At 73.2% G+C, this 24,330-nt stretch carries 20 protein-coding genes and 1 pseudogene; 7 read left to right on the top strand and 14 right to left on the bottom strand.

The features are described from left to right. Nucleotides 1-31: 31 nt before the first annotated feature. A complete protein-coding gene (locus ACFYW7_RS28030) occupies nucleotides 32-1,387 on the bottom strand; it encodes an MFS transporter (RefSeq protein WP_389507201.1) in 1,356 nt (451 codons plus the stop codon). A gap of 252 nt (nucleotides 1,388-1,639) precedes the next feature. Between ACFYW7_RS28030 and ACFYW7_RS28025 the strand changes: the two genes are divergently transcribed. After that, nucleotides 1,640-4,189, top strand: a complete 2,550-nt coding sequence (locus ACFYW7_RS28025) for a SpoIIE family protein phosphatase (RefSeq protein ID WP_389507199.1) — start codon at nucleotides 1,640-1,642, stop codon at nucleotides 4,187-4,189. A 47-nt stretch (nucleotides 4,190-4,236) separates the two neighbouring features. Here ACFYW7_RS28025 and ACFYW7_RS28020 read toward each other — a convergent pair whose 3' ends face one another. Both ACFYW7_RS28020 and ACFYW7_RS28015 read right to left on the bottom strand, forming a co-directional pair. Continuing rightward, nucleotides 4,237-5,223 carry an aldo/keto reductase gene (locus tag ACFYW7_RS28020; RefSeq protein WP_389507197.1) on the bottom strand — a complete coding sequence of 329 codons (987 nt, stop codon included), beginning with the start codon at nucleotides 5,221-5,223 and terminating at the stop codon, nucleotides 4,237-4,239. Nucleotides 5,224-5,294: 71 nt separating this feature from the next. Further along, nucleotides 5,295-5,960, bottom strand: a complete 666-nt coding sequence (locus tag ACFYW7_RS28015; protein ID WP_389507195.1) for an NUDIX domain-containing protein — start codon at nucleotides 5,958-5,960, stop codon at nucleotides 5,295-5,297. Between the two features lie 107 nt (nucleotides 5,961-6,067). On the opposite strand from ACFYW7_RS28015, the gene ACFYW7_RS28010 reads away from it, so the two are divergent. After that, nucleotides 6,068-6,421, top strand: a complete 354-nt coding sequence (locus ACFYW7_RS28010) for a hypothetical protein (RefSeq protein WP_389507193.1) — start codon at nucleotides 6,068-6,070, stop codon at nucleotides 6,419-6,421. A 95-nt stretch (nucleotides 6,422-6,516) separates the two neighbouring features. On the opposite strand, the gene ACFYW7_RS28005 is transcribed toward ACFYW7_RS28010, so the two are convergent. The 5 genes from ACFYW7_RS28005 to ACFYW7_RS27985 all read right to left on the bottom strand — a co-directional run bounded on the left by ACFYW7_RS28005 (nucleotide 6,517) and on the right by ACFYW7_RS27985 (nucleotide 12,735). Then, a complete protein-coding gene (locus tag ACFYW7_RS28005) occupies nucleotides 6,517-7,389 on the bottom strand; it encodes a universal stress protein (RefSeq protein WP_389507191.1) in 873 nt (290 codons plus the stop codon). A 670-nt stretch (nucleotides 7,390-8,059) separates the two neighbouring features. Then, on the bottom strand, nucleotides 8,060-8,689 hold the full coding sequence (locus ACFYW7_RS28000; RefSeq protein WP_389507188.1) for a hypothetical protein: 630 nt from the start codon (nucleotides 8,687-8,689) through the stop codon (nucleotides 8,060-8,062). A gap of 139 nt (nucleotides 8,690-8,828) precedes the next feature. After that, nucleotides 8,829-10,673: a GMC family oxidoreductase N-terminal domain-containing protein gene (locus ACFYW7_RS27995; protein ID WP_389507185.1), complete on the bottom strand. Its 1,845-nt coding sequence runs from the start codon at nucleotides 10,671-10,673 to the stop codon at nucleotides 8,829-8,831. After that, the gene (locus ACFYW7_RS27990) at nucleotides 10,670-12,052 is read right to left on the bottom strand and encodes a hypothetical protein (RefSeq protein WP_389507183.1); all 1,383 of its coding nucleotides are present in this window, start codon (nucleotides 12,050-12,052) and stop codon (nucleotides 10,670-10,672) included. The genes ACFYW7_RS27995 and ACFYW7_RS27990 overlap by 4 nt, the downstream gene beginning before the upstream one ends. Further along, nucleotides 12,049-12,735, bottom strand: coding sequence for a FadR/GntR family transcriptional regulator (locus tag ACFYW7_RS27985; protein WP_389507181.1), 687 nt, complete (start codon nucleotides 12,733-12,735; stop codon nucleotides 12,049-12,051). Before ACFYW7_RS27985 ends, ACFYW7_RS27990 begins: the two co-directional genes overlap by 4 nt. Before the next feature lie 350 nt (nucleotides 12,736-13,085). On the opposite strand from ACFYW7_RS27985, the gene ACFYW7_RS27980 reads away from it, so the two are divergent. After that, on the top strand, nucleotides 13,086-14,282 hold the full coding sequence (locus ACFYW7_RS27980; protein WP_389507179.1) for a glycoside hydrolase family 64 protein: 1,197 nt from the start codon (nucleotides 13,086-13,088) through the stop codon (nucleotides 14,280-14,282). Nucleotides 14,283-14,400: 118 nt separating this feature from the next. Here ACFYW7_RS27980 and ACFYW7_RS27975 read toward each other — a convergent pair whose 3' ends face one another. Both ACFYW7_RS27975 and ACFYW7_RS27970 read right to left on the bottom strand, forming a co-directional pair. Then, the gene (locus ACFYW7_RS27975; RefSeq protein WP_389507177.1) at nucleotides 14,401-15,528 is read right to left on the bottom strand and encodes a sulfite oxidase; all 1,128 of its coding nucleotides are present in this window, start codon (nucleotides 15,526-15,528) and stop codon (nucleotides 14,401-14,403) included. Between the two features lie 52 nt (nucleotides 15,529-15,580). Further along, nucleotides 15,581-16,243: a TetR/AcrR family transcriptional regulator gene (locus tag ACFYW7_RS27970; RefSeq protein ID WP_389507175.1), complete on the bottom strand. Its 663-nt coding sequence runs from the start codon at nucleotides 16,241-16,243 to the stop codon at nucleotides 15,581-15,583. Nucleotides 16,244-16,367: 124 nt separating this feature from the next. Here ACFYW7_RS27970 and ACFYW7_RS27965 point away from each other — a divergent pair, with 124 nt between their 5' ends. Then, a complete protein-coding gene (locus ACFYW7_RS27965) occupies nucleotides 16,368-16,931 on the top strand; it encodes an NAD(P)H-dependent oxidoreductase (RefSeq protein ID WP_389507173.1) in 564 nt (187 codons plus the stop codon). A 125-nt stretch (nucleotides 16,932-17,056) separates the two neighbouring features. After that, complete coding sequence (locus ACFYW7_RS27960) at nucleotides 17,057-17,734, top strand: AIM24 family protein (RefSeq protein WP_389507171.1); 678 nt, start codon at nucleotides 17,057-17,059, stop codon at nucleotides 17,732-17,734. Nucleotides 17,735-17,791: 57 nt separating this feature from the next. Here the strand turns inward: ACFYW7_RS27960 and ACFYW7_RS27955 are convergent, their stop codons facing one another. The 3 genes from ACFYW7_RS27955 to ACFYW7_RS27945 form a co-directional block, all read right to left on the bottom strand. Further along, a complete protein-coding gene (locus ACFYW7_RS27955) occupies nucleotides 17,792-19,567 on the bottom strand; it encodes a M4 family metallopeptidase (RefSeq protein ID WP_389507169.1) in 1,776 nt (591 codons plus the stop codon). A 270-nt stretch (nucleotides 19,568-19,837) separates the two neighbouring features. Then, entirely contained in the window at nucleotides 19,838-20,902 is a 1,065-nt protein-coding gene (locus ACFYW7_RS27950; protein ID WP_389507166.1) for a polyprenyl synthetase family protein, read from the bottom strand. After that, nucleotides 20,902-21,954, bottom strand: a complete 1,053-nt coding sequence (locus tag ACFYW7_RS27945; protein WP_389507251.1) for a tetratricopeptide repeat protein — start codon at nucleotides 21,952-21,954, stop codon at nucleotides 20,902-20,904. The genes ACFYW7_RS27950 and ACFYW7_RS27945 overlap by 1 nt, the downstream gene beginning before the upstream one ends. Nucleotides 21,955-22,286: 332 nt before the next feature. Between ACFYW7_RS27945 and ACFYW7_RS27940 the strand changes: the two genes are divergently transcribed. Further along, a complete protein-coding gene (locus ACFYW7_RS27940; protein WP_389507164.1) occupies nucleotides 22,287-23,174 on the top strand; it encodes an aminoglycoside phosphotransferase family protein in 888 nt (295 codons plus the stop codon). 36 nt (nucleotides 23,175-23,210) lie between these two features. On the opposite strand, the gene ACFYW7_RS27935 is transcribed toward ACFYW7_RS27940, so the two are convergent. Further along, a complete protein-coding gene (locus ACFYW7_RS27935) occupies nucleotides 23,211-24,050 on the bottom strand; it encodes a helix-turn-helix transcriptional regulator (protein WP_389507162.1) in 840 nt (279 codons plus the stop codon). Between the two features lie 59 nt (nucleotides 24,051-24,109). Here ACFYW7_RS27935 and ACFYW7_RS27930 point away from each other — a divergent pair. Then, a pseudogene (locus ACFYW7_RS27930) lies at nucleotides 24,110-24,316 on the top strand (alpha-ketoglutarate-dependent dioxygenase AlkB); the annotation flags it as partial. Nucleotides 24,317-24,330 lie beyond the last annotated feature (14 nt).

Raw genomic sequence — 24,330 nt, 5'->3', positions numbered from 1 at the left:
ACTCTAGAACCACCAAGGTCGTTTCCCTGGTTCAGATTTGATAACGCCTGAGAGCCGGTGTGACCAGGGAAAGTGCAAGAACCGCCACGATCACCAGCAAACCGCCGCCGGCCACCGCGGCGGGTGCCCCGAACGCCGCTCCGGCCGTGCCGTGCAGGACGTCGGCGACGCGTGGGCCGCCCACCACGACCACCGTGAAAACGCCCTGGAGGCGTCCGCGCATCTCGTCGGTGGCGGCGGACAGCAGGATCGCGCCGCGGAAGACCATCGAGACCATGTCGGCGACTCCGGCGAGGGCGAGGAAGGCCACGGCCGCCCACAGGCTGCCGCTGAGCCCGAACCCGGTGATGGCCGCGCCCCAGACCGCGACGGACAGAATGACCATCAGACCGTGCCTGCGGGCACGGGAGAACGTGCCGGACAGCAGTCCGCCGAGGATCGCGCCGACGGGGATCGCCGCGAACAGGAGTCCGAGCGCGTATCCCTCGTCGTACGAGGCGTACGTCTCGGCGGCGAGTTGCGGGAACAGGGCGCGCGGCATGCCGAAGACCATGGCGATGATGTCGGCGAGGAAGGACAGCAACAGCACCTTGTGCAGGGCGATGTAGCGGAATCCCGCGACCACCTGGCGCAGGCCCGCGCGCCGGGTCGCCGCGCCGGAGAGGGGCGGCAGCGCGGGAAGCCGCAGGACCGCCCACAGCGTGGCGGTCAGCGCGAGGGCGTCGATCAGGTACAGCTCGGGCAGCCCGACGAGGGGGATGAGCGCCCCGGCGAGCATGGGCCCGGCCACCGCGCCGGTCTGCATCACGGTCGAGCCCAGCGCGTTGGCGGCGGGCAGTTCGTCGGCCGGGACGAGCCGGGCGACGGAGGCACTGCGGGCAGGCGAGTTGAGTCCGAAGAACGCCTGTTGGAGGGCGAGCAGGACCATCAGCGCGGGTACCGACTCCAGTCCGACGACGGCCTGGACCCAGAAGAGGAGCGAGGTCACCGCTATGCCCGCGTTGGTGACCAGGAGGAGCTTGCGGCGGTCCACGCTGTCGGCGACGGCACCGCCCCACAGGGCGAAGACCACCAGGGGCAGCAGTCCGGCGAGACTCGCGTAGCCGACCCAGGCCGAGGAACCGGTGATGTCGTAGATCTGCTTGGGCACGGCGACGGCGGTGAGCTGGCTCCCCACGGACGTGATCGCGGTCGAGGTCCACAGGCGGCGGTAGGCGGGGCGGCGCAGTGGACGGGTGTCCATGGCCCAGCGACGCCATCGCGAGCGGTCGGCCCGCTCGGTCGCCGGGCTCCCGTCGTGCGCCGCGGTGCCGCGGTCCGTACGGCTCTCGCCGCTGTCCGTACTGCTCTCGCCGGTGTCCACACTCACCCTGATTGCTCGATACATCTTTCGATTCAGGGATCACTATGGCCGAGCGTGAGCGGCCGGTGTCCCCCGGGTCCCGGATGCGCGCACGCCCCTCGGCGCGAGGGGCGGTGTCCGTGGAGGGAGGTCCGCCCGCCGGGCGCATCCGGGCGCGGCCGGGAAGAATGGCCCCACGTCCTGGTGCCGCGCAGGACGTCGAGGTGCGGTCAGGGACCTGAGAGGCGCATTCTTGCTGTGTTACTCCCCTGGCGGCGGGCGGACGAGGGCAGAACGATGACAGGGAGCGCCGAGCGTGACAGCCGGGCGCCGGACCGTCTGGCCGCCTTGCTCAGTGACGCGGTGACGGACGCGATCCGCGCGGCCCGGGGCTTCGCGGGAGGGGTGTACCTGCGCTCCGGCACCCCCGGCCTGCTGCGTCTCGCGGTGCTGGCGGGACTGCCCGGTCCGCTCTTCCGCCCGTGGTGGCGCATGCACGTGGACCGTCCGTTCCCGGTCGCGGACGCGCACCGGCTCGGGGTGGAGGTGCTGCTCGCCGACCCGGCGGAGACGATGCGCCGCTATCCGCAGCTCGCGGCGGGGCTGCCGTTCCAGTTCGGTTCGCTGTACGTGCCGGTCGTCGGGGACTCGACCCCGTACGGCGTCCTCACCGTGCTGCGCCCGCCCGCCACGGACGCCACGGAGGTCCTGCCGGACCGCGACCGGATGACAGCGGTCGCGGCGGGGCTCGGTGCAAGTCTGGCGGCGCTGACCAGGGGCGGGTCCCCGGTCCTGTGGGACGGCGAGCCGCTCGGGACGCGGCCGCCGACCGACGGCCCGTCCACCCGGTATGTCGGGGGCTTCACCTGGGATCCGGCCGACAACACGCTGGTCACCGACGACGCCCTGTGGGCCCTGCTCGGAATCCCCCGCGAGGACGTCGAGGAGACTCCCGAGGCGCTCGCGGACGCGGTGGCCCACAACGAACCCCGGCTGCTGATGGCCGCCCTGCGCGAGGCCTCCGCGGGGCGGCCGCCGCCCCATCCGCTGCCGGTGCGCACCAGCGGTGGCGGCCTGCGGCTCCTCGAACTGTGGACCTCGGGCGACGCGGGCGTGCCGCCGTACCGGGTCAGTGGCGCACTCGTCGACCCGGGTCCCGGACCGGCCGCGGACGGCGCGGCCGACCAGCTCCCGGAGGGTGTGTTCTCCCTCGACCGGCTCGGACTGATCACCTACGCCAACTCGCGCGCCGCCACCCTGCTCGGACGCCCGCGCGCCGAGCTGATGGGGCGGCTCTTCTGGCACGTGGTGCCGTGGATGGACGGCCCCGCCTACGAGGATCATCTGCGGGGCGCGCTGCTCTCGCCCGACCCGGTGCACTTCCGGGCGCGGAGCCCCCTGGGGAACGCCGCCGAGACGGTGCCGGGCAGCCCGGCGGGAACGTGGCTGAGCTTCTCCGTCTATCCCGGCCCCCACGGGGTGACCTGCAAGATCATGCCGCTGGGGCCGGCCGCGGAGGCCTCCGGGAACACCCCCTTCGAGGCGGAGGCGGCACGGACCCTGCAGGTGGGCCACGAGGAGCCCGACAGCGGCGTCCCGGCCACGGCGCCGCTGTACCGGCCCATCGTCCTCGCGATCGCGCTGAGCGAGGCCGTCACCGCGCGGCAGGTGTCCGAGGTGGTGATGCGCGAGCTGCTGCCGGCGTTCGGCAGCCGCCGCCTCGCCATCTACCTCCTCCAGGACCGCAGGCTCTACCTGGCCTGGGAGACCGGCTTCCCGCAGGGCTTCCTCGCCCCCTTCGACGGCGTGGACCTGAACGCCAAGATGCCCGGGGTCGAGGCGCTCACCAACGGCCGCCCGCTCTTCTACGAATCGATGGAGCAGCTCGCCGCCGCCTACCCGGGCCTCGCCCTGGACGCCACGGTCGGGGCCCGGGCCTTCCTTCCGCTGATCGCCTCCGGACGCCCGGTCGGCTCCTGCATCCTCGGCTTCGACCGGACCCGCGCCTTCACCACCGAGGAGCGTACGGTCCTCACCGCGCTGGCCGGCCTGATCGCGCAGTCCCTGGAGCGGGCGCGGCGTTACGACAGCGAGGCGGCGCTCGCCCGCGGGCTCCAGGAGGCGCTGCTGCCGCACCGTCTGTCGGCGCATCCCCTGGTCCGGACGGCCGGGCGGTACCTGCCCGGCACCGTCGGCATGGACGTCGGCGGCGACTGGTACGACGTGGTCGAGGCCGGGGACGGACTCGCCCTCGTCATCGGCGACGTCCAGGGCCACGGCGTCCAGGCCGCGGCGACCATGGGTCAACTGCGCAGCGCGGTAAGGGCGTTCGCACTCGGGGACCACACTCCGGACGAGGTGATGAGCGGCACCAACCGGCTCCTCATCGACCTCGACCCGGGCCAGTTCGCGAGTTGCTGCTACGTCCGGGTGAACCCGCTCACCGGTGTCGCCCGGGCCGCGCGGGCCGGACATCCGCAGCCGTTGCTCCGCCATCCCGACGGACGGACCGAGGTGCTGGACCTGCCCGGCGGCGTGGTGCTCGGCGTGGATCCGCGGGCCGAGTACCCGGTGACGGACCTGCTGCTGGAGCCCGAGGCCGTCCTGGCCCTCTACACCGACGGGCTCGTCGAGCGGCCCGGCACGGACATCGACGAGGGCGTCGAGGCCCTGCGCGCGACCCTGGAACGGGTGGGTCCCCCGCAGCATCTCAGGCCGGGCCGCCCCTCCTTGTCCCGCGCCGCCGATCTGCTCACCGCGGAGGCCCGGCGGGCCGGCGAACGCCCGGACGACATCGCCCTGTTGCTCACCACCCGCCGGCTGCCCCGGTCCGGGGAGGACCTGTAGCCCCGTGCCGTCCGCCGCACGGCCGGCCGTTCCCCGTTCACGGGACGTCAGTGGGCCGCGTCCAGGCGGGCCCGCTGCTCCGGGGTCAGTTCCAGGTCCACCGCCGCCAGGTTCTCCTCCAGCTGGGCCACCGAGGAAGCGCCGGCCAGCGGGATCACCGGCAGTTCGGCGCCGATCTGCCAGGCCAGCACGACCTGGTTGAGGGTCGCGCCCGTCTCCTTCGCCACCTCCTGGAGCACGGCGAGCCGGACAGCGTTCCCCGGGTGGTCGTAGTCGGACGGCAGCGGCTTGTCCGGCCGGCCGTATCCACCGCCCAGCAGCGGCGAGTAGGCGACCAGGGTCAGGCCGGGCTCGGCCCCCAGGTAGCTGACCAGTTCCCCGGTCGCGGCGCCGAGACCGCCCTCGGGGAAGAGGCCGCTCGATATGTCGGAGCGGGGGCGCAGCAGGCTGTGGTGGTACTGGAGGACCTCGTAGCCGGGCAGTCCCGCCGCGGCGGCCAGGGCGCGGGCCCGTTCCACGCGCCAGACGGCGTGGTTGCTCACGCCGAGCAGTCCGACACTGCCGTCCGCGACGAGTTCGGCGAACGCCGCGACGGTCTCGCCCGGGGCGACGGCGCGGTCCTCGATGTGCGCGTACAGGAGGTCGATCCGCTCCACGCCGAGGCGTTCCCGGCTCCGCTCGGACGCCTCCCGGACCGCTTTCGCGGACAGGCCCTCGGGGTTGTCGACGTAGTCGGTGCCGGGGGCAAGCGGCCGTGCGCCGAGCTTGGTCGCGAGGACGATCTCGTCTCCGACGCCCCTGCTGCGCCGCCAGCGTCCGAGCAGTTCCTCGCTCTGGCCGCCCTGGCCGCCGTCGGTCCAGAAGGCGTAGTTGTCGGACGTGTCGATGAAGGTGCCCCCGGCCTCGACGTAGCGGTCGAGCACGGCGAACGAGGTCTTCTCGTCGGTCAGCGACCCGAACAGCATCGCGCCGAGCGCGAGCACGCTCACCTCACGACGGGTCCTCGGATCCGTGCCGATCGTGCGGTACTTCATGGTGTTCCTCCCGTTCGGGCCCGAAGTCCGCGGGCCCGAACGGGAGTCTGTCCCTTGGAGCGCTCTTCAGGTCAAGCCTTCTTGAACGGGCCCTCCAGGGCGGCCCATTGCAACAGCATGATGGTCTTGGCGTCGGCGATCTCCCCGGTACGGATCTTCGCCAGGGCGTCGCTGAACGGCAGTTCGAGGATCTCGATGTCCTCGCCCTCCTCGTCGAGGCCACCGCCCTCGTGGGTGCGGGTCGACGAGCCGTAGGACGCGGCGTAGAAGCTCACCCGCTCGGTGACCGAACCCGGACTCATGTAGACGTCGAAGACGTGCTCCACCGCGCCGACGGTGTGCCCGGTCTCCTCGACGACCTCGCGCCGCACGGCGTCCTCGGGGTGCTCGTCGTCCTCGTCGAGGAGTCCGCCCGGTGTTTCGGTGAGCATGCCGTCGGGGTGTCCGTTGACGTAGGCGGGGTAGCGGAACTGCCTGGTCAGCAGCACGGTTTCACGCTCGGCGTCGTACAGCAGGAGGGTCGCTCCGTTGCCGCGGTCGTGGGTCTCGCGCTCCTGGGTGCTCCAGGTGCCGTCGGCGAGCCGGAGGTCGAAGATGGTGGTGCGCTCCACGTACCAGTGGCAGGACAGGAGTCGTACGTCGCGGATCTTGACCCGGGGGTTGCCGGTCAGGTCACGGCCCACCCGGTCGAGTCCGGTGCGGCCCCGGCGGTCGGGGGTGTCGATGCCCTCGGTCATCGCGCGCCACCCTGGCGGGAGCGGGAGAAGTCGTTCATGAGGCCTGTCTACCATCCCGAGACGAAGATCCCGGTCACAGCGGGGCTTCGCCCGTTTAGGCTCACGGCATGGAACAGACGGAGATCATCCTGCGCGCCATCGGCGTGCTCACCGAGACCAACGCGATGGTGCGCAGGATCGCCCAGGACGAGGAGGACGGGGTCGAGGCGGCCGAGAACAACCTCGGCGCGCTCGTCACCGAGGTGTTCCCCCGCGTCGAGGTGCCCGGCGACGCCGGACCGGCGGAGGCCGGGCAGGCGGTCGCGGACGCCTATCTGCCCGCCGCCATCTCCCTCGTGGGCGCCTTCGCGTTCCTCTTCTCCGAACTAGCCGATCTCCACGACTCCGGCCGGACCGACGTCACCACGGCGGATCTCCTTCAGGATCTCGCGCTGCGGATGTCCCAGGCCGACGACCGTTAGGGCGGGGTCCGCGGGGCGGCCGTGCGCCCAAGGCCGGCCGGCCCTCGGGCGCGACCCGTTCTCACGCGTGCCCCGCCCCCGGGCGTGACCTGTCCTCAGGAATGCGGAACGACCGCCACCGGGCACGGCGCGTGGTGCATCACCGCGTGGGCCACCGATCCGATCCGCGCCCCCACCGCGGAACGCTCGGCCCGGCGGCCGACCACCATCAACTGGGCCTGGCCGGACAGGGACAGCAGTACCTGTCCCGCGCTGCCCATCTCGATGTGCTCGATGACGGGCACGTCGGGAAAGCGTTCCCGCCACGGCCGGAGCGCTTCCGCCAGCGCCTTCTTCTCGTACGGCTCCAGACCGCCGGCCTCGTCCAGCAGTCGAAGGGAGCCGGGGCTGTAGGCGAACGCCGGCGGCAGACTCCAGGCCCGGGCGACCCGCACCGAGGCGCCGCGCGCCGCCGCCGTCTCGAACGCGAACCGGAGCCCGGCCGCACCGTCCTCCGGACCGCCCTGCTGGCCCACCACGATCTCCCGGCCGCCGGCCTCGTGCTCGGGCCGGTCCTCCGAACGCACCAGCACGACCGGGCAGGGCGCCTCGGAGATGACCCGCTGTCCGACGGAACCGAGCAGGAAGCCGACGAACGCGCCGTATCCGCGCGACCCGAGGACCAGTGTCCCGGTCCCGGCCGCGACGGCGAGCAGCGACTCGACCGCGTCACCGTCGAGCACCTCGGCCGTCACCGGCAGGTCGCCGTGCCGGTCGGTGACCGTACGGGCCGCGTCCTCGAGCATTCCGTGGGCCCAGCGGGCCTGGTCCTCCCGGTCACCGCCGCCGACCATGTCCGGCGGCGGCCAGTGCCAGGCATACACCACTCGCAGGGGCACACCCCGGCGGACGGCTTCCCGGCCCGCCCAGGCCAACGCCGCCCTGCTCTCGGGTGATCCGTCCACGCCCACGGTGATCGGCTGAGTCATCCGCCTGCCTTCCGTCGTCGGCCCGCCTGGCCGAGTGCTCCTCGATCCTGCCCCGTCCAGTCTCGGCCATCGGCGTCGCCCCCGACGGCGCCGGACTCGCGGGCGGGACCGCGGCGAGCGGACGGCCGCGCCGCGGCCACGAGGAAGCGCGGACCACGGGTACCGGATCGAAGACCGACGACGTGTGGGTACCGTACGCACGGCCCGGGGGTGTTCGTCGAGGAGACCGGCCGCGACCGTCCGCGCCACCGTCTGCCGCGCGGTGGCCGGCGGGGGCCACCAGGCGTGTCACGGCGCCGCCGGAGTCGTCGAAGCCGACGCCCGTGACGCCGTCCGGCACACACTCGCCGCTCCCACGGCGACCGGCACCCACCCCGGACCACCGAGTCACCGAGTCACCGAGTCACCGAGTCACCGAGTCACCGAGTCACCGACGGCCGACATGCCCCGACCGCGTCCGGGTGTCCGCCGAGCCGCCGTCCGGACACGGCCGCCGGGCAGCCGGCCGAGGCGCCCAACCCGCCGTCGGCTACGGGCACGTGGAAGGATCCCTGCGCGCCGCCTCGTCGCGGCGCCGGCCGCACGGCCCCGGCCGGGCACCGGAACCCACCGCGTGGGAACCGGCTCACGGGGAACCCGGCGCGGGCCGCGTCCCCGGTACCGCCTCGGGTCAGTACCGCTGGGCCTTGGCCAGCACCGGAGTGAGCTGGGGTTCCGCGGGCTGCCTGCTGATCACCACCGGCTGGGCCTTCTTGCCCGGCTCGAGGTTCTCCTTGCCCACGAACGCGGTCTCCACGACCTTCCCGTCGGGGTTCTTGAAGTCGACCTGGACGGCGTACGACGCGGTCTTGTCCGTCCGGTTGGTGATGGTGACGACCACGGCGCGCAGCCCGCCGGTCTCCGCCGTGGGCAGACCGGTCATGCTGACGTCGGAGGTCGCGTTGCCGCTTCCCTGGACGTTCTTCAGCTGCTTCTCGGCGGTGGCGGCGGCGCGGGCGGTGTCGGCCGAGACCGAGGCCGCGAACTCCGAGGCCCTGGCCGAGACGGAGGCGGCCGCCGACGACGCCCGTCCGCTCGCGGACTCGATGATCGACGAGGCGGCCGAGGCGATCGCGGACGGCGGCGACCCCGTGAAGTTCGACGAGTCGGGCGGGGTCGGGCGCGGGCTGACGGTGCCCGACCCGCTGTCACCGCCGCTGTCGTCGCCGCACGAGACGAGGAGGGAGCCGCAGGCGATCACGGACAGCACGACGGCGATGCGCCGTGATCCGCCTCGGCCGTGGGGAACGCGTCTGCTCATGGGGGCTCGCCTCTTCCTGCCGTACGGGGCACGAGGGTTCGTCCCCTTCCGCCTTCCGTCCGCACGGACTCCCTCATGCTCCGTGCCCCGCCCCCCGACGGCGATCCACGGGGGCCCATTGGGGTGGCGCACGACCCGTTCAGGGACTGTGGCGTCTGCCGTCGAGCCATGCCCGCGAGACGGCCAGGGCCGCCGCCATGATGCTCAGCTGCGGGTTGACCTCCGGGCAGCCGGGCAGGACCGAACCGTCCGCGACGAGGACTCCGTGGACTCCTCGCAGTCTGCCCTCGGGGTCGGCGGGCGACCGCTCGGGATCGGCGCCGGCGGCCACCGTGCCGGTCGGGTGGAACGCCGACAGGTGCAGGTCGCGGGCGCGCACGGTGCTGAGCAGCGCGTCGAACGCCTCGGGCGTACGGGCCCGGGGAGCGCGCGGGACCCCGGTCAGGACCTCGCTCGCCCCGGCGGCGAAGAGCAGCCGGCCCATGGCGCGTACGGCGGTCGTCAGACGGTCGCCGTCCCGGGGGTCGAGGTCGTAGCGGACGAGCGTACGGTCCCGGCCCAGGACCCGTCCGGAGGGGCGGTCGGCGATCATCGCGCCGAGGGTCGCCAGATGGTCGGCGTCCTCCAGCTCGCGCCGCAGTTCGGCGCCGAGGCCGGGCAGGACGAAGCTGCTCATGCCGGGCGGGCTCGCGGTCGCCTCGACCAGGATCCCCCGGTCACGCAGTTCCTCGACCCCGACGCTCTGCAGCACCCCCCGCCAGGCGGTGACCGGTTCGGTGAAGCGTCCGGCGACGCTGGTGGCCGGATGCACGCTGAGGTTGCGGCCCAGCCGGGGATGTCCGCCGAGGCCCGAGCGGCGCAGCAGCGGCGGGGTCCCCAGGGTCCCGGCAGCCGCGACGACGAGCGGGCTGAGGATCTCCAGTTCGCTGCCGTCCGGGCGGCTCGCCAGGACCCCGGACGCGCGGGGCGGACCCGGTACGTCCCGGTCCAGCAGGACGCGGCGGACCCGGGCGCCGGTGACGATCCGGGCACCGGCGGCGCAGGCGTCGGGCAGGACGGAGAGCTGCACGCTCTGTTTGGCGCCGGTGGGGCAGCCCACCACGCACTGGCAAGAGCCCTTGCAGCCGGGGGCGTTGCGGCGCAGCGGCGCTGCTCGCCAGCCGAGTCGTTCGGCGCCCGCGAGGGTGAGCAGTCCGTTGTTGCCGAGGACGTCGAGGGGCTGGGAGGCCACCTGGAGGGTTCGCTCGACCTCGTCGAGGAGGGGGCCGAAGCCGTCGGCGAGTCCGAAGCCGAACGTGCCGCTCCAGCGTGCCAGGACGTGGTCCGGAGTCCGATAGCAGGTACCGGAGTTGACGACGGTGGTGCCGCCGACGGCCCGGCCGACCGGCAGCAGGATCGGCGTCCGGCCCACGGCGACCGTGGCGCCGCCGTCCCGGTACAGCTCGGCGAACCGGTCGAGGGGTGCCCGGCGCCCGAAGGAGGCCGTCGAGTGGTGTTCGCCCTCCTCCAGGACGACCACGCTCAGTCCCGCGAGCGCGAAGGTCCGCGCGGCCGTGGCACCTCCCGCGCCGGATCCGACGACGACCACGTCGGCGGTGCTGCGCGCCGGCCAGTCCTCGGCCGGAGTGCGGTCCAGCGGCGGATCCACCGGACCGGTCGCGGGTACGGGCGGGGCCGGCATCCGTTCGGTGCCCGCGGCGAGCAGCACCGGAACCTTCAGGAGGTCCAGCAGCGGGGCGAGCCGGGGCCGTGCCGCCAGCGAGGCCAGGACGTCCTCGCGTTCGGCGGGGCCGAGGGCCGCCAGGCTTCTGCCGGTGCGCACGACGGCGTACGTCTCCAGGGCGGCGACGGCCGCGTGCACTCCGGCGCGGGCGGGCCGGGGCAGCGCGGCGAGCACGGAGTCGAGGCGGTCCGGCACCCGGGCGGGCCACGGGGCGTCGCCCGTGTCGGCGAGCAGCGCGGCGACGAGTCCCCGGGCGGTCACCGTTCACCGGCCTCGGCGTGCGCGGTGCCGTCCAGCACCCAGGTGGCCTCCGGGCGCCAGCGGCCCCACCAGCGTTCCAGGACGACCCGGGCGTCGGCGGACTCGCTGTTGCGGCAGACGGCGCGGGCGCCGTCGGGGTCGCGGTATTCGAGGGTGAGGGTCCGCTCGGGAGGCTGGTTCACCTCGACGCGGATGCGGCGCAGCGCCGTCCGGCCGGTCACCGTCCATGCGGGCAGGCCGAACCCGGCCCGGAACCGTCCGAGTCCCAGCCCGCCGATCGCGGATCGCTCCGGTCGCCGCGGCCAGGTGCGGCCGTTTTGGCGCAGACGCAGGAACACGAGCGGGGGCAGCCGGCGCAGGACCGGCCGGGTGGACACGGCGGCGACGATCTCCAGGACGTCGCCGCCGCCGAGTTCCGCGTGCAGCCAGGTCCATCGGTGCGCGTTGCCGTGCCCGTAGATCCTGGCGGGGGCGCCGGGCGCGCGCTGGAGGTTCAAGGTCGTCTCCCCGTACGAGAACGCGCCGTCGTACGTCGCTCGGGCGGCCGGGAGCATCTGGGCGGCGGGCAGCAGCGGGCGGCGCCACGACCAGCGGGGAAAGGTGAACAGCGGTGGGCCCTGAGGGTGTTCGGTGAGGTTCCAGCGGAAGTCTCCCGCGCTGCCGTCCAGTCGTCCGGCGGTGCGGGTCACGTCCTCGGTCACGAATCCGTCGGCGGGGCGGGTCCAGGGGACGGGGCCGAAGCGGGCGTGGCGCACCTCGCCCTCGCGGGGGAACACCGCGGCCCAGCCGTGGGCGAACGGCTCGGATCCGTCGGCGGGCGCGGTGAGTTCGTGGTGCAGCCAGACTCCGGTGCCGCTCGCCGGGTCGGTCAGGGTGGTGTACCAGACCTCGGTGCGGCCCGGGCGGCCGCTCCAGCGCGGGGCCAGGTGCTCCGCGGGGTCCTCCCGGCGGGGGAAGCGGAAGCCGAGCAGGAAGGGGAGCAGGCCGGTGAGCACCGGGAAGCGCAGGACGCCCCGGCCGACCCGCGCGTCGCCCTCGTACAGGGTGAACGGCAGTACGGTCATCGACGCGACCGGCCGGCGCGGGTCGACCGACTTCCAGCCGTCCAGGGTGAGACGGCGTCCGTCCGCGGTGAACGCGAGGCGGTAGCGGATGCGCCGCCTCGCGATCGGTGAGATCTCCAACTCGCCCTCGGCGCGGGGGTCGTCGGCCCGTCCGGTGATCCGTGCCCGGCCGGTCAGCCGGGCCGGTGTCGTCCGGTGCGGGAGCAGCACGCGGTCGGCCTCGGCGCGCAGGTCGAGCCGGATGCCCCGCTCCCCCGGTTCGCCGTCGAGGCGGACCGTGCCGAGCATCGTCTCGGTGAACACCGTGCCCCTCACGCGAGGCCGTCCAGCATGACGCGTTCGGTGATCCGGAGGTAGTCGTCGGCCGCCGCGCGCGCCCGCCGGGCGTCCCCCCCGGTCACCGCCTCCACCACGGGCGCGAGGCGGCCGTGGGCCTCCTCCGGGTCGACGAAGGGGCCCCGCAGCAGCGAGCGGACGGGCAGGTAGGCGTTGAAGAGCGTGTTCGTCAGCAGGACGTAGACGCGGTTGCCGGTGGCGCGGGCCAGCGCCCGGTGCACCTCGACGTCGGCCAGCTGCACCGCGTCGACGCCCTCGGCCCGTCGCACGGCCGCGAGCAGCACGCCCAACTCGGCACGCTGCGCGCGGGTTCCGCGCGCGGCCGCCCGTTCGGCGATCAGCGCGCCCACCCCGCGCCGCACCTCGAAGACCTCGCGCACCCAGGTCGCGTCGTGCCGCACGAGCATGGGCAGGAGATCCGCTCCGCCGAGCCGGGCGTAGTCCCGCACGCGGGTGCCGACTCCGTGCCGGGTCTCCAGCAGTCCCGCCTGGACGAGCCGCCCGAAGGCGTGCTTGAGCGTGGTGCGGGTGACCCCGTACCCGTCGGCGAGCCGTCGTTCCGGAGGGAGGTAACTCCCGGCCGGATGACGCCCGTCGAGGATGTCCGTACGCAGCCGGTCCTCCAGGACGTCCACGATGGTCTCGCGCGGCAGTGCCTCCATGGTCCCCTCCGGGCTACAGCGAGTGGATGAGTGGATGAGCCACTGAACCAGTGGGGGTCAGGTCCGGTCAACCCCTGGCGCTCGAAGGCCTGTTGACCTCATCGCCGGATCGAATCGTGCGGAAGGACGGCCGACCGGTACGCGCCGCACCGAAGTGGGGCGTTCACGGCCGCCGAGACAGCCGACAGACCAACCCGCCCCGGGCAAAGCAAAGTTGGACCGGACCAACTTTGTGTGAATCGTTGACATGTACGTAACCCGGCGCAATTCTGAGAGCGCTCTCAAATGGAAGCGGACGAGCCGCGTCCGCGATTCCACCTCGCTGAACCCCCACATCAAGGAGGCAGGGAGTGCGCGTAACAACCAGATGGCCGGCTTGGGCGCTGGCCTCGGCCACGCTCGCCGCGTCACTGCTCACCTTCGGCGTGCCCGCACGCGCCGAAGCCGCCGTCCCGGCGACCATCCCGCTCACGTTCACCAACAACTCGGGCCGCAACGAGCCGGTGTACATCTACGACCTCGGCACCCAGCTCTCGACCGGGCAACAGGGCTGGGCCGACGCGAACGGCACCTTCCACGCGTGGCCCGTCGGCGGCAACCCGCCGACACCCGCGCCCGACGCTTCGATCGTGGGACCGGCCAACGGCCAGTCGAAGACGATCCGGCTCCCCAAGTTCTCCGGCCGGCTCTACTTCTCGTTCGGTCAGAAGCTCGACTTCCGGGTGACGACCGGCGGCCTCGTCCAGCCGGCCGTGCAGAATCCGAGCGACCCGAACCGCAACATCCTCTTCAACTGGTCCGAGTACACGCTCAACGACGCCGGCCTGTGGATCAACAGCACCCAGGTCGACATGTTCTCCGCTCCGTACGCCGTCGGGGTCAAGCTCGCCGACGGGACCACGAAGAGCACCGGCCACCTCAAGCCGGGTGGCTACAACGGCTTCCTCAACGCCCTGCGGAGTCAGTCGGGCGGCTGGGCGAACCTGATCCAGACCCGTTCCGACGGCACCGTGCTGCGGGCGCTCGCCCCGGGGCACGGCATCGAGGGCGGTGCGCTGCCGGCCACCGTGCTGGACGACTACATCAACCGCGTCTGGCAGAAGTACAGTTCGTCGACGCTGACGGTGACGCCCTTCGGCGACCAGCCGAACACCAAGTACTTCGGCCGGGTCTCCGGTGGCGTCATGAACTTCACCAACAGTTCCGGAGCGGTCGTCACCAGCTTCCAGAAGCCGGACTCGGACAGCGTCTTCGGCTGCTACAAGCGGCTCGACGCACCCAACGACCTGGTGCGGGGCCCCATTTCACGCACCCTGTGCGCGGGGTTCAACCGCTCCACGCTCCTGACCAATCCCAACCAGCCGGACACCGGTTCCGCGAACTTCTACGCGGACGCGGTGACCAACCAGTACGCCCGCCACCTCCACGCGCAGATGGCGGACGGCAAGGCCTACGCGTTCGCGTTCGACGACGTCGGCAACCACGAGTCCCTCGTCAACGACGGCAATCCGCAGCAGGCCTTCGTCACGCTGGACCCGTTCAGCTGACGGACAGCGCGAAGGGGCGGGAGCGGGCGCGCGGTTCTCTGACGAGACGCGTTCCCGCTCCCGCTCCTTCCGCTTCCGGCACCGTGTGCCGCCGTGAGCGCCGTCGCCGTCGTCGGTGTCACCCGTGGTCCTCCGGGTCCAGGCAGACGACGGGGACCCGCTGGACGAGGTTGTTCTCGAACCCGCCCCGGTTCCACGGCTGGTCGAGCGGCTGGGAACGCCCCTCCGCATCCGTGGCCCGCGCGCTCAGGACATGGTGGCCGGGGGTCGCCGTCCAAGAGCAGCGCCAGCCGCGCCAGGCCCACCGGTGGCCGTCCGCCCCGTCGAGTTCGGCGGGGGACCAGGAACGCCCGTCGTCCGTGCTGACCTCGACGCCGGTCACCGGGGCACGCCCCGACCAGGCCCGCCCCTCCAGGGTGACGGCGCCCGGCCGGACCGCGCGCGTCCGGGACATGAAGTCGGGAAAACCCGGCGGGATCAGCAGGGCCCGCGGCGCGATCCGGGTGACCGGTTCGCCCTCGTCGTCGGCGTCCTGCCGGAGCCGGTACGCCACCGCCTGCTGGAACCCGTTGAAGGGGGTGCCGGACACCGTGATGTCGTGCAGCCATTTCACGTGCGCCATCCCGTACCAGCCGGGCACCACGAGCCGCAGGGGATGTCCGTGCTGCGGAGGCAGCGGAGCACCGTTCATCGCGTACGCCACCAGGACCTCGGGCTCCTCGCCCCGCGCCACGTCCAATGGCAGGGCACGCCGGTAGTCCTGTTCGACCCCGCGCTCGACGCCGTGATCCGCGCCGGTGAACACCACGTCCACCGCGTCCTCCTCGACCCCGGCCTCGGCGAGCAGCACCCGTAGCGGCACGCCGGTCCACTCGGCCGTCCCGACCGCCTCCACCAGCCACGGCTGACTCACCGGCCGGGGCGTCAGCAGGGCCCGCCCGTTGCCCGCGCACTCCATGGTCACCCGCTGCCTGACCGCGGGGTACGCCTTCAGCTCGTCGACCCCCAGCGACAGCCGGCGACGCACGCGCCCGTCGAGGACGAGCCGCCAGGACGCCTCGTCCGCGTACGGGATGTCGTAGTGGGTGAGCACATAGTGCAGACCGGGTGGCGTGACCTCGTACCGCATGGCCTCCAGCGGCAGCCCGTGATTCCGGGCGGCCAGAGCCAGCTCCTGGACGCTGATGCCCTCGTCCGGGTCGGCCAGCCGGGCGGACGCGCTCATATCCTCAAGACGATGCCCCATGGCTCCATTGTCCGCCCGCGCGGGGAGGCGGCGCCAGGATCCGTCCTGGGACCTACCCGGAACACGGACCGACACTGCGGTCCACCAGATCGCGCCAGCCGGACTCCAGCCGCTCCAGCGGCATTCCGCGCTGGCGGGTCAGATGGCCGATCAGGGCGGGCTCCAGGTATCCCATCAGGGTCTGGGCGACGAGTTCGACGTCCGTGCCCGGCCCCGACTCCGTCTGGCGCAGCAGCATGCACACGTGCATGAAGCGGACCCGGTACGGGGCGGAGGTGAACCGGCGGGTGGCCTCACGCTCGGCGGCGAGGTAGAGGTCGAGCTGCCCGGAGGCCTGGCGCAGCGCGTGGCCTCCGAAGGCGTGCAGGCGCTCCACCGGTGACGCGCCGGGCCCCAGCGGGGCCGGACCGCTCATGAACGCGCTCTGGAAGAGCTGCTCGGTGTGGTCGAGCAGGGCCATCAGCAGGCCCGTGCGGTCGCCGAAGCGCCGGAACACGGTCCCCTTGCCGACCGCCGCCGCGGTGGCGACGCCCTCCATCGTGAGCTTGGCCACTCCCTGCTCCTCGACCAGCCGGGCGGCGGCCTCCAGGAGGCGCGCCCGGTTACGGGCGGCGTCGGCGCGCAGCGGGGTGCCCCCAGGGGCCGTGAGCTCCATGAGGACGGGTTCGCCGGACGGTTCCTGTCGCTTCGGGAACGGCGGGAGGGGAGTGGACATGAAGCCAGCGTAACGGCTGAGAGGCCAACTGGACCGCGGTCCGCTTCGGTGGTACACCTTTAAGCGGACCCCGGTCCGTTTTGTTTCGGCAGTATTTCGGCGTTTCCAGTTTCGGGAGATATCCATGTCCGTACGCATCCTCGCGCTCGTCGGCAGCCTGCGCGCCGGTTCCCACAACCGCCAGCTCGCCGAGGCGGCCGTCAAGCTCGCCCCGGAGGGTGCCGAGGTCGAACTCTTCGAGGGCCTGGCCGAGATCCCCTTCTACAACGAGGACATCGACGTCGAGGGCGCCGTGCCCGCCGCGGCGGCCCGGCTGCGTGCCGCCGCCGGCTCCGCCGACGCCTTCCTGCTGTTCTCGCCCGAGTACAACGGCACCATCCCGGCCGTCCTCAAGAACGCCATCGACTGGCTGTCCCGTCCGTACGGCGCGGGCGCCTTCACCGGCAAGCCGGTCGTCGTGGTCGGCACCGCCTACGGCCAGTTCGGCGGAGTCTGGGCGCAGGACGAGGCCCGCAAGGCGGTGGGCATCGCCGGCGGCACCGTCCTGGAGGACGTCAAGCTCTCCGTCCCCGGCTCCGTGGTCCGCTTCGCCGAGACCCACCCCGCCGACGACGCCGAGGTCGCGGCGCAGCTCGCCGAGGTCCTGAACCGTCTGCACGGCCACGTCTCGGCGCCCGCCGCCGCCTGACAACTCGCTTGTGGGCCGGTTCGGTTGACCCGGACCGGCCTTCGGCATGTCGCGGCTCCGTCACCACCTGTCCCAAGATCGACACGCCTCTGGCGGAGCCGAATCCTCCGCGACAGGATGCCCGCATGAAGAGCGATCTCTTTTCCAGTGACCACATCGTCACGCCCGCCGCGGCGCCGGGCATGACCGTCCAGAACGCCAAGTCCATCAAGTACGCCGTCCAGGGCGAGATGCTCGCGCGGCAGGGCGCGATGGTCGCCTATCGGGGCGATCTCCAGTTCGAGCGCAAGGGCCAGGGCGTGGGCGGCATGCTCAAGCGGGCGGTCACCGGTGAGGGGCTGCCGTTGATGACCGTCCGCGGCCAGGGCGAGGCGTGGTTCGCGCACGAGGCGCAGAACTGTTTCATCGTGGGCGTGGAACCCGGCGACGTGTTCACCGTCAACGGCCGCAACGTCCTGTGCTTCGACGCCACGCTGTCGTACGAGATAAAGACCGTGAAGGGCGCGGGCATCAGCGGCGGCGGCCTGTTCAACAGCGTCTTCACCGGCCACGGCAGCCTGGGCCTGATCTGCGAGGGCAACCCGCTGGTCATCCCCGTCTCGCCGCAGCATCCGGTGTTCGTCGACACGGACGCGGTCGTCGGCTGGACGGCGCATCTGCGCACCTCGCTGCACCGTTCGCAGTCGATCGGCTCGATGATCCGCGGGGGCTCCGGGGAGGCCGTGCAGCTGAAGCTGGAGGGCGAGGGCCACGTCGTCGTGCGTCCCAGCGAGGCCACGCCGCAGAAGCCGCAGCAGCACTGATCCGAAAACCCGCGTCGGGGGTCACGCCGGACGGCGGGACCCCCGACGCGTCGTCCGTCAGCGGCGCGGCGCCGGGGTGTTGGCGGCGGTGACGTTCACGGCGGCCCAGGCCCTGCCCACCGCCTTGTACTCGGCGCTGCCCGCCCCGTACATGTCGGCGGCGGCCTTGAGCGTGGCCTTGCGCGCGTCGTGGAAGTCGGTCGTGGAGACCATGTACCGGGTGAGCGCCCGGTAGAAGACGGCGGTGGCCTTGGCCCGGCCGATGCCGGTCACCCGCGAACCGTCGTACGTCGGCGAGTCGTACGCGACGCCGTTGATCGTCTTCCGGCCGCTGCCCTCGGCCAGCAGGTAGTACGCGTGCGAGGAGACGCCGGAGCCGGCGTGCACCTCGGTGTCGTACGCGGCGGGCGACCAGTAGTCGATCGACTCCTCGAGCACGTCGAGGGAGGGGTGGTCGAGGCGGCGCAGGAACTTCTGCGCGAGGCCCAGCTTCTCGCCCACGAGGTAGTTCGGCGGGTTCCTCGGGTTGTTCGCCGAGAACTCGACGTTCGAGCCGAAGACGTCGGCGAGCGACTCGTTGAGGGCGCCCGGCTCGCCGTACTGGTCGCCGTCCTCGTCGACGCGGGTCGGTTCGAGGGCGGCGGTCGCGTCGACGACACCGTGGGTCAGTTCATGGCCGGTGACGTCGAGGACCACGAGCGGCTTCTTGAACACCCGGCCGTCGCCGTCGCCGTACAGCATGCAGCCGCACGTCGAGTCCCAGAAGGCGTTGCCGACCTTGTCGCCGAAGTGGACCATGCCCCGGGCCCCGGCGCTGTTGTTCCTGACGCCCTTGCGGCCGAAGGTCTTCTTGTAGAAGTCCAGGGTCTTGGTGATGCCGTACTGGGCGTCGACCGCGGCGGTGGCCCGGCTCGACGTGGCGCCGGTTCCCCACTTGTTGTCGCCGTCGGTGAACTTCTTGCCCCGCGCGAAGGACTCCAGCTCCTGCCCCTTGGCGTCCCGGGTCTCGGTGTTCCACCGGGTCGGGTCCTTGAGGAGATAGGCGGCCCGCGCGGTCCGGGTGGTGGTCAGCGCCACCTTCCCGGCGAAGAGCGAGGCCCCGCTCCCGGTCGCCGTGGCCGGATAGCGGCCCGCCGCGGTCCCGCTCGTGAGACCGGGGAGCGCGGTGGCCGTACCGGTCCGCGGGGTCGCGTGCTCACCCCGCCCGCGCAGGGTGTCCGCCAGGGACGGCGAGATGAACTCGTCGTTCTCCGGTGTGCTGCTGCGGATCCGGCCGGTGCGGGCGTCCACGACGACCGTGCGGGAGCCGCCGGCCTCCGTGGTGTCGCTGTCGGTCACCAGCACCTGGTAGGCGAGGGCGGCGGCGCCGTCACGGGCGTCCACGACGAGCCGGGCGTCGCCCGCCTCACCCCGCGCGGCCGCCGCGGCCTTCCGCTCCGCCTCACTGGGCGTCAGTTTCGCCTCTACGCCGGACGGTTCGACCAGGTGGTCGGCGGCCCGGGTCACGCCGAGGTACTCCGCCGCCTTGCCGAGGTGGACGACCAGGTCGCCGCCGAGGACGGGGAGGCCCCGGTGGCCGCGGACGAACCGGACGTGCCGCTTTCCGTCCGGGTCCGTCATCACGTCCTTGGCGTGGAGGGTGTCCCCCGGGGTGACACCGGTGGCCGAGGCGTGCGCGAACGCCGCCGCCTCGGCTGCGGCCACCGGCGACGTGGCCGAAGCCGCCGTGGGAGAGGGCCTGTCGGGGGCCACCGCGAAAGCGGGACCCGGGAGCGTGGCGGCCGTCGTCACCGCGACGGACATCGCCACGCGGCGTATGTGGGGTTTACGCACTGAGTTCCTTCGAGCGAGGGCGGCCGGGAGCACCGACCGCCTGACGGACGGCGCCGTCGGGCGCCGCTGGGGCCGAACCGACCGGACAGATGGGAAGGGGGCGGGCGCGGTTGCCCGGCGAGGCCGATCAACCCGCCCGTGTGATCCATCTCGCACCCCCGGCCCGGAGCGGGCGGAACCAGGGGCGCGGAGCCGGGGAGGGTGCAACCAGGCAATGGGGATCGGGAGTTGGAGAGGTGAGGGGGTCGACTCGCGGGAGTCGGGTGGGGGTCAGATCGTGCGGTCGGCGAGGGCGGCGAGCACCGTGCGCAGTTCCACGGCGGGCCCCGGGGCGAGCGGCAGGCCGGCGAGGAGCGTGTCGGCCGCGACCAGATGCCGGCGCGCCTCGCGCACGGCTGCCGTACGCCCGCCGGCCCGCTCGACGAGGACCGCCGCGCGACCGACGCCCGTGTCGTCGAGGGAGGGGGCGGACGCGAGGAGTCCGGTGAGCTCGGAGCTTCGGGGCGCGGCGAGGGCCGCGAGGACCGGCAGGGTCTTCTTCCCCTGGCGCAGGTCACCGTGGACCGGTTTCCCGGTGACCGACGGATCGCCCCAGATGCCGAGCACGTCGTCGGCTATCTGGAAGGCGACGCCGAGGTGGCGTCCGGCACGGTCGAGGGCAGCCACCGTGCCGTCCGGCGCTCCCGCCAGCCGGGCACCGAGTGCCAGGGCGCAGCCGAGGAGCGCTCCGGTCTTGCGTTCGGCCATCGTCTCGTACTCCCCCGCGCTCACCGCCTCGGGCCCGGTCCAGGGACGGTCGGCGAACAGCAGGTCGTCGGCCTGGCCGCGCACCAGATCACCGAGGGCCGTGGTCAACTGCCGTACCGCTCCCCCGGCCTGGGGGGTCAGGGCCACGGTCTCCACGGCGAGTGCGAACAGCGCGTCGCCCGCGAGGACGGCGGGACCGGTGCCGTACGCCTTCCACACGGCGAGGCGGCCTCGGCGCAGCGCGTCGCCGTCCATGATGTCGTCGTGGAGCAGGGAGAAGGTGTGCACGAGTTCCACGGCGACGGCTCCCGGCACACCCGCCTCGGCGGGGCCCTCGACGGCCTCCGCGCCGAGGACGGCCAGCGCCTGCCGCACGCCCTTGCCCTGGCTGTGGTCGGCGGGGGCGCCGCCGACCTCGCAGCGGCCCAGCGCGTATCCGGCCATCTCGGCGATCCAGGGGTGCAGCCGGCCGATCGCCTCCGTCAGCGCGGGGGCCGCGAGTCGGCGGCAGCGACGCAGGATGTGCGGTGCGGTGATCGGCGCGTGGACGGCCGGGGCGCCCGGGCGCCGCAGGGCGGTGGAGGTCATCAGGCGGCCTCCGCCTCGCCGGTCTCGGGCGTCAACCCGAGTTCCGTGCACGCCCGTTCGATCAGCTGCCGGGCGTGCCGCAGCCCGATCCCCTCCAGCGCCAGCGCCAACTCGCCCAGTTCCGCGGCCGTCTCGGCGCGGTCGCGGCCGAGTCGGGCGAGGGACTTGACCAGGCCGAGCCGGGACAGGGCCAGGCCACGGGGTTCCCCCATCGCCTCGAACTCGCCGAGCGCCTGCGTGTAGAGGTCGCGCGCCTGCGGGTAACGCCCGGCTCGGTAGAGGACGTTGCCGCGCATCTTGTGGTTGTAGGCGAGGGCGCCGGACAGCTTCATCGCGCGGCAGGACACCTCCGCCTCGCTCAGCAGCTCCAGCGCGCGGTCCGCGTCCCCGTCGCGTACCGAGACGATGTCCGCGAGGCCGCGCAGCGCCCAGGCGTGGCCGCGCCGGTCCTCTGCGTGGGCGGCGATCCCGGCCGCTTCCTCGAACAGGGTGTAGGCGCTGTCGTACGCGCCCGTGTTGCGGTGGATCTGGGCGATGCCCTCCAGGGCCCACACGGTGTGCCGGGCCTCGCCGCGCTTGCGGGCCTCGGCCAGCAACTGCTCGTGCAGGACGGTCACGGCCGCGTAGTCCCCCTGGATGCGGCCGGTCTCCGCCAGTCCGGCGAGGGAGTAGCCGCGCACCACCACGTCCCCCGCCCGGCCGCCGAGTTCGGCGGCCAGCCGCAGCAGCCGCCAGGCCAGCGGGAACGCTCCGCGCTGGCGGGCCAGCGTGCCGCCGCTCCACAGCGCCCACGCCATCGCGGCACCGTCACCGGCCTCGCGGGCCGTGCGGTAGCTCGCCTTCCACGCCCGGTCGGCGTCCGCCACCTGACCGAGCCGGCGGTGCGCCTCGGCGACCGCGAGGCCCGACCGGGCCGCTTCGGCGTGAGCGCCCGCGCGTTCGGCGGCGCGCAGTTGTTCGGTGCCCGCCGCGAGGACGTCGGTCAGTGAGGAGTTCACGGACAGGGTGGTCAAAGCGCCCTGGTACTCCGGGGCGGAGGCCTTGCCGTACATGGATGCCTTTCCGTCCGCCACCGCGCCTCCGTGTTCGATCACGGTCCGGCGGTGACGCTCTGGTTGTCTCCTTCTGGGCTCCGGCGTGCGACGACCTCTCTATACACCGCACGTATACATGGCATGTATACGTGCGGTGTATAGAGCGCCCGGTTTCCACTCGTGAATTGCTGTCGCATGGAGGCCGACGCGTCACCCGCCGTTGCCGATCAAGACGAGGATCGCGTCCACGAGGTTGCCCGCCGCCCGAAACACGTTGCGAGACGGCTCGAACGGGACGCACGATGGCGGAAGTCGGACCTCCCCCCACGGACCACGGAAGGCAGGCACCCATGCCCGCAGGCACGATGCACGCCGACGAAGCGGTGATCGATGCTTCGCTCGTACGACGCCTGCTGGCCGAGCAGTTCCCTCGGTGGGCCGAACTGCCCCTGGAGCGCGTGGAGTCGGCGGGAACCGTCAACGCCCTCTACCGCCTCGGCGATGCCATGGCCGTCCGTCTTCCGCGTATCGCGGGCGGGGCCGACGACGTGGCCAAGGAACACGCGTGGCTGCCTCGACTCGCCCCGCTGCTCCCGTGCCCCGTCCCCGAGATCCTGGACGTCGGCACCCCCGGGGCCGGCTACCCCTGGGACTGGGCCGTGATGCGCTGGCTGGACGGCGACCTCCCGGAGCCGGACGCCCTCACGGACGCCGACGCGCTCGCCGCCGACCTGGGCGCGTTCGTCGCCGCCCTACGGGAGATCGACCTGCCCGACGGGCCGACCGCCTACCGCGGTGTGCCGCTCGCCACCGTGGACGCCGAGACCCGGTCGGCGATCGACGCACTCCGCGGCACGATCGACACGCGCGCCGCGACCGCGGCCTGGGAGGAGGCGCTCGCGGCGCCGCCGTGGGCGGGCCCGCCGCTGTGGGTCCACTCGGACCTGATGCCGATGAACCTCCTGACCCGCCGGGGCCGTCTCACGGCCGTCCTGGATTTCGGCACCCTCGGCACCGGCGATCCGGCCTGCGACCTCATCCCGGCCTGGAACCTCCTCCCGGCCGGCGCGAGGCCCCTCTTCCGCGCGGCCGCGGGCGCCGACGAAGCCGGCTGGGCACGGGGCCGCGGCTGGGCCCTGTCCATGGCCCTGATCCAGCTCCCGTACTACCGCACGACCAACCCGGTCATGGCGGCCAACGCGACGCACGTGATCCGTGAGGTGCTGGCCGAGAGGTAGGAATCGCGGCCCGATCGCCGGCGGCCGGCCCGGGGGTCACTCCACCAGGGCCTGGGTGCCGAGAACCTCCAGGAGGGCGAGGCGTTCTGCGTCCTCCGTACCGGGCTCGGCCGTGTAGACCATGATCCGCAGGTCGTTGCCCGCGACGCTGAGCACATCGCAGTCCAGCGTCACGGCGCCGACCTGGGGATGGTCGACGGTCTTGCGGGACGCCGCGTGCCGGCTGACGGCTCCGGTCTCCCACAGCTCCGCGAACCGCACGCTGCTCGCGCACAGGTCGTCGATCAGCTGCCGCAGGCGCCGGTCCGTCGGGTACCGGCTCGCGGTCGTGCGCAGGTCCGCGGCCAGCGTCGCCTCGAAGGCGCGCCGCTCCCGAGGCGTGTGCCGCACCCGGCTGCCGGGGCCGACGAAGGCGCGCCAGACCCCGTTGCGTTCGTTGCCGCGCCAGCCGGAGGGATCCCCCAGCAGGGCCGCGTACAGGGAATTGGCCAGCAGCAGGGTCCAGGCCGCGTCGTACACCGCGACGGGCGTCCCGCTCAGCCGGTCGAGCAGCCGGTGGACGCCGGGAGTGATGTTCGCGGGCACCATGTCCCGTCCCGGCGGTTCGAGCCCGGCCACCCGGAAGAGGTGCTCCCGTTCCGCCTTGGTCAACCGCAGCGCCCGGCCCAGGGCCTCGACGACCTGCTCCGAGGGGTGGGCCGCGCGGCCCTGTTCCAGACGGGTGACGTAGTCGACCGAGATGCCCGCGAGCAGGGCCAGCTCCTCGCGGCGCAGCCCGGCCGCGCGCCGCGTCCCGCCGCCGGGCAGCCCGGCCGCCTCCGGGGACACCCGGTCGCGCCAGCGCCGCACCGTCCGCCCGAACTCCGTGTTCGCCATGCCACCCACTGTGCACCTGCGCGGTCGGACCCGCCTGGTACCGGCGGGTCCCAGGAAGGATGGTCGCCATCCTGTCCGTGGGCGCCCCGCGCGATCTCCCGCTCAGGCCCCGCCGTGGCGGCCGGGACACCGTGCGACGCCCGCTGGGCCACGGCGACCTCATCGTCATGGGCGGCTCCTGCCGGCGCACCTGGGAACACGCGATCCCCGGGACGGCGCGGGCGTCGGGAGCCCGGATCAGTGTCCGGTTCCGTCCCGACGAGGTGAGCCGACCGCCGCT

Source organism: Streptomyces sp. NPDC002580 (genome assembly GCF_042889485.1).
GTDB lineage: Bacteria > Actinomycetota > Actinomycetes > Streptomycetales > Streptomycetaceae > Streptomyces.
Note: the sequence above shows the minus strand (reverse complement) of the source record. Positions and strands in the feature narration are given on the sequence as shown.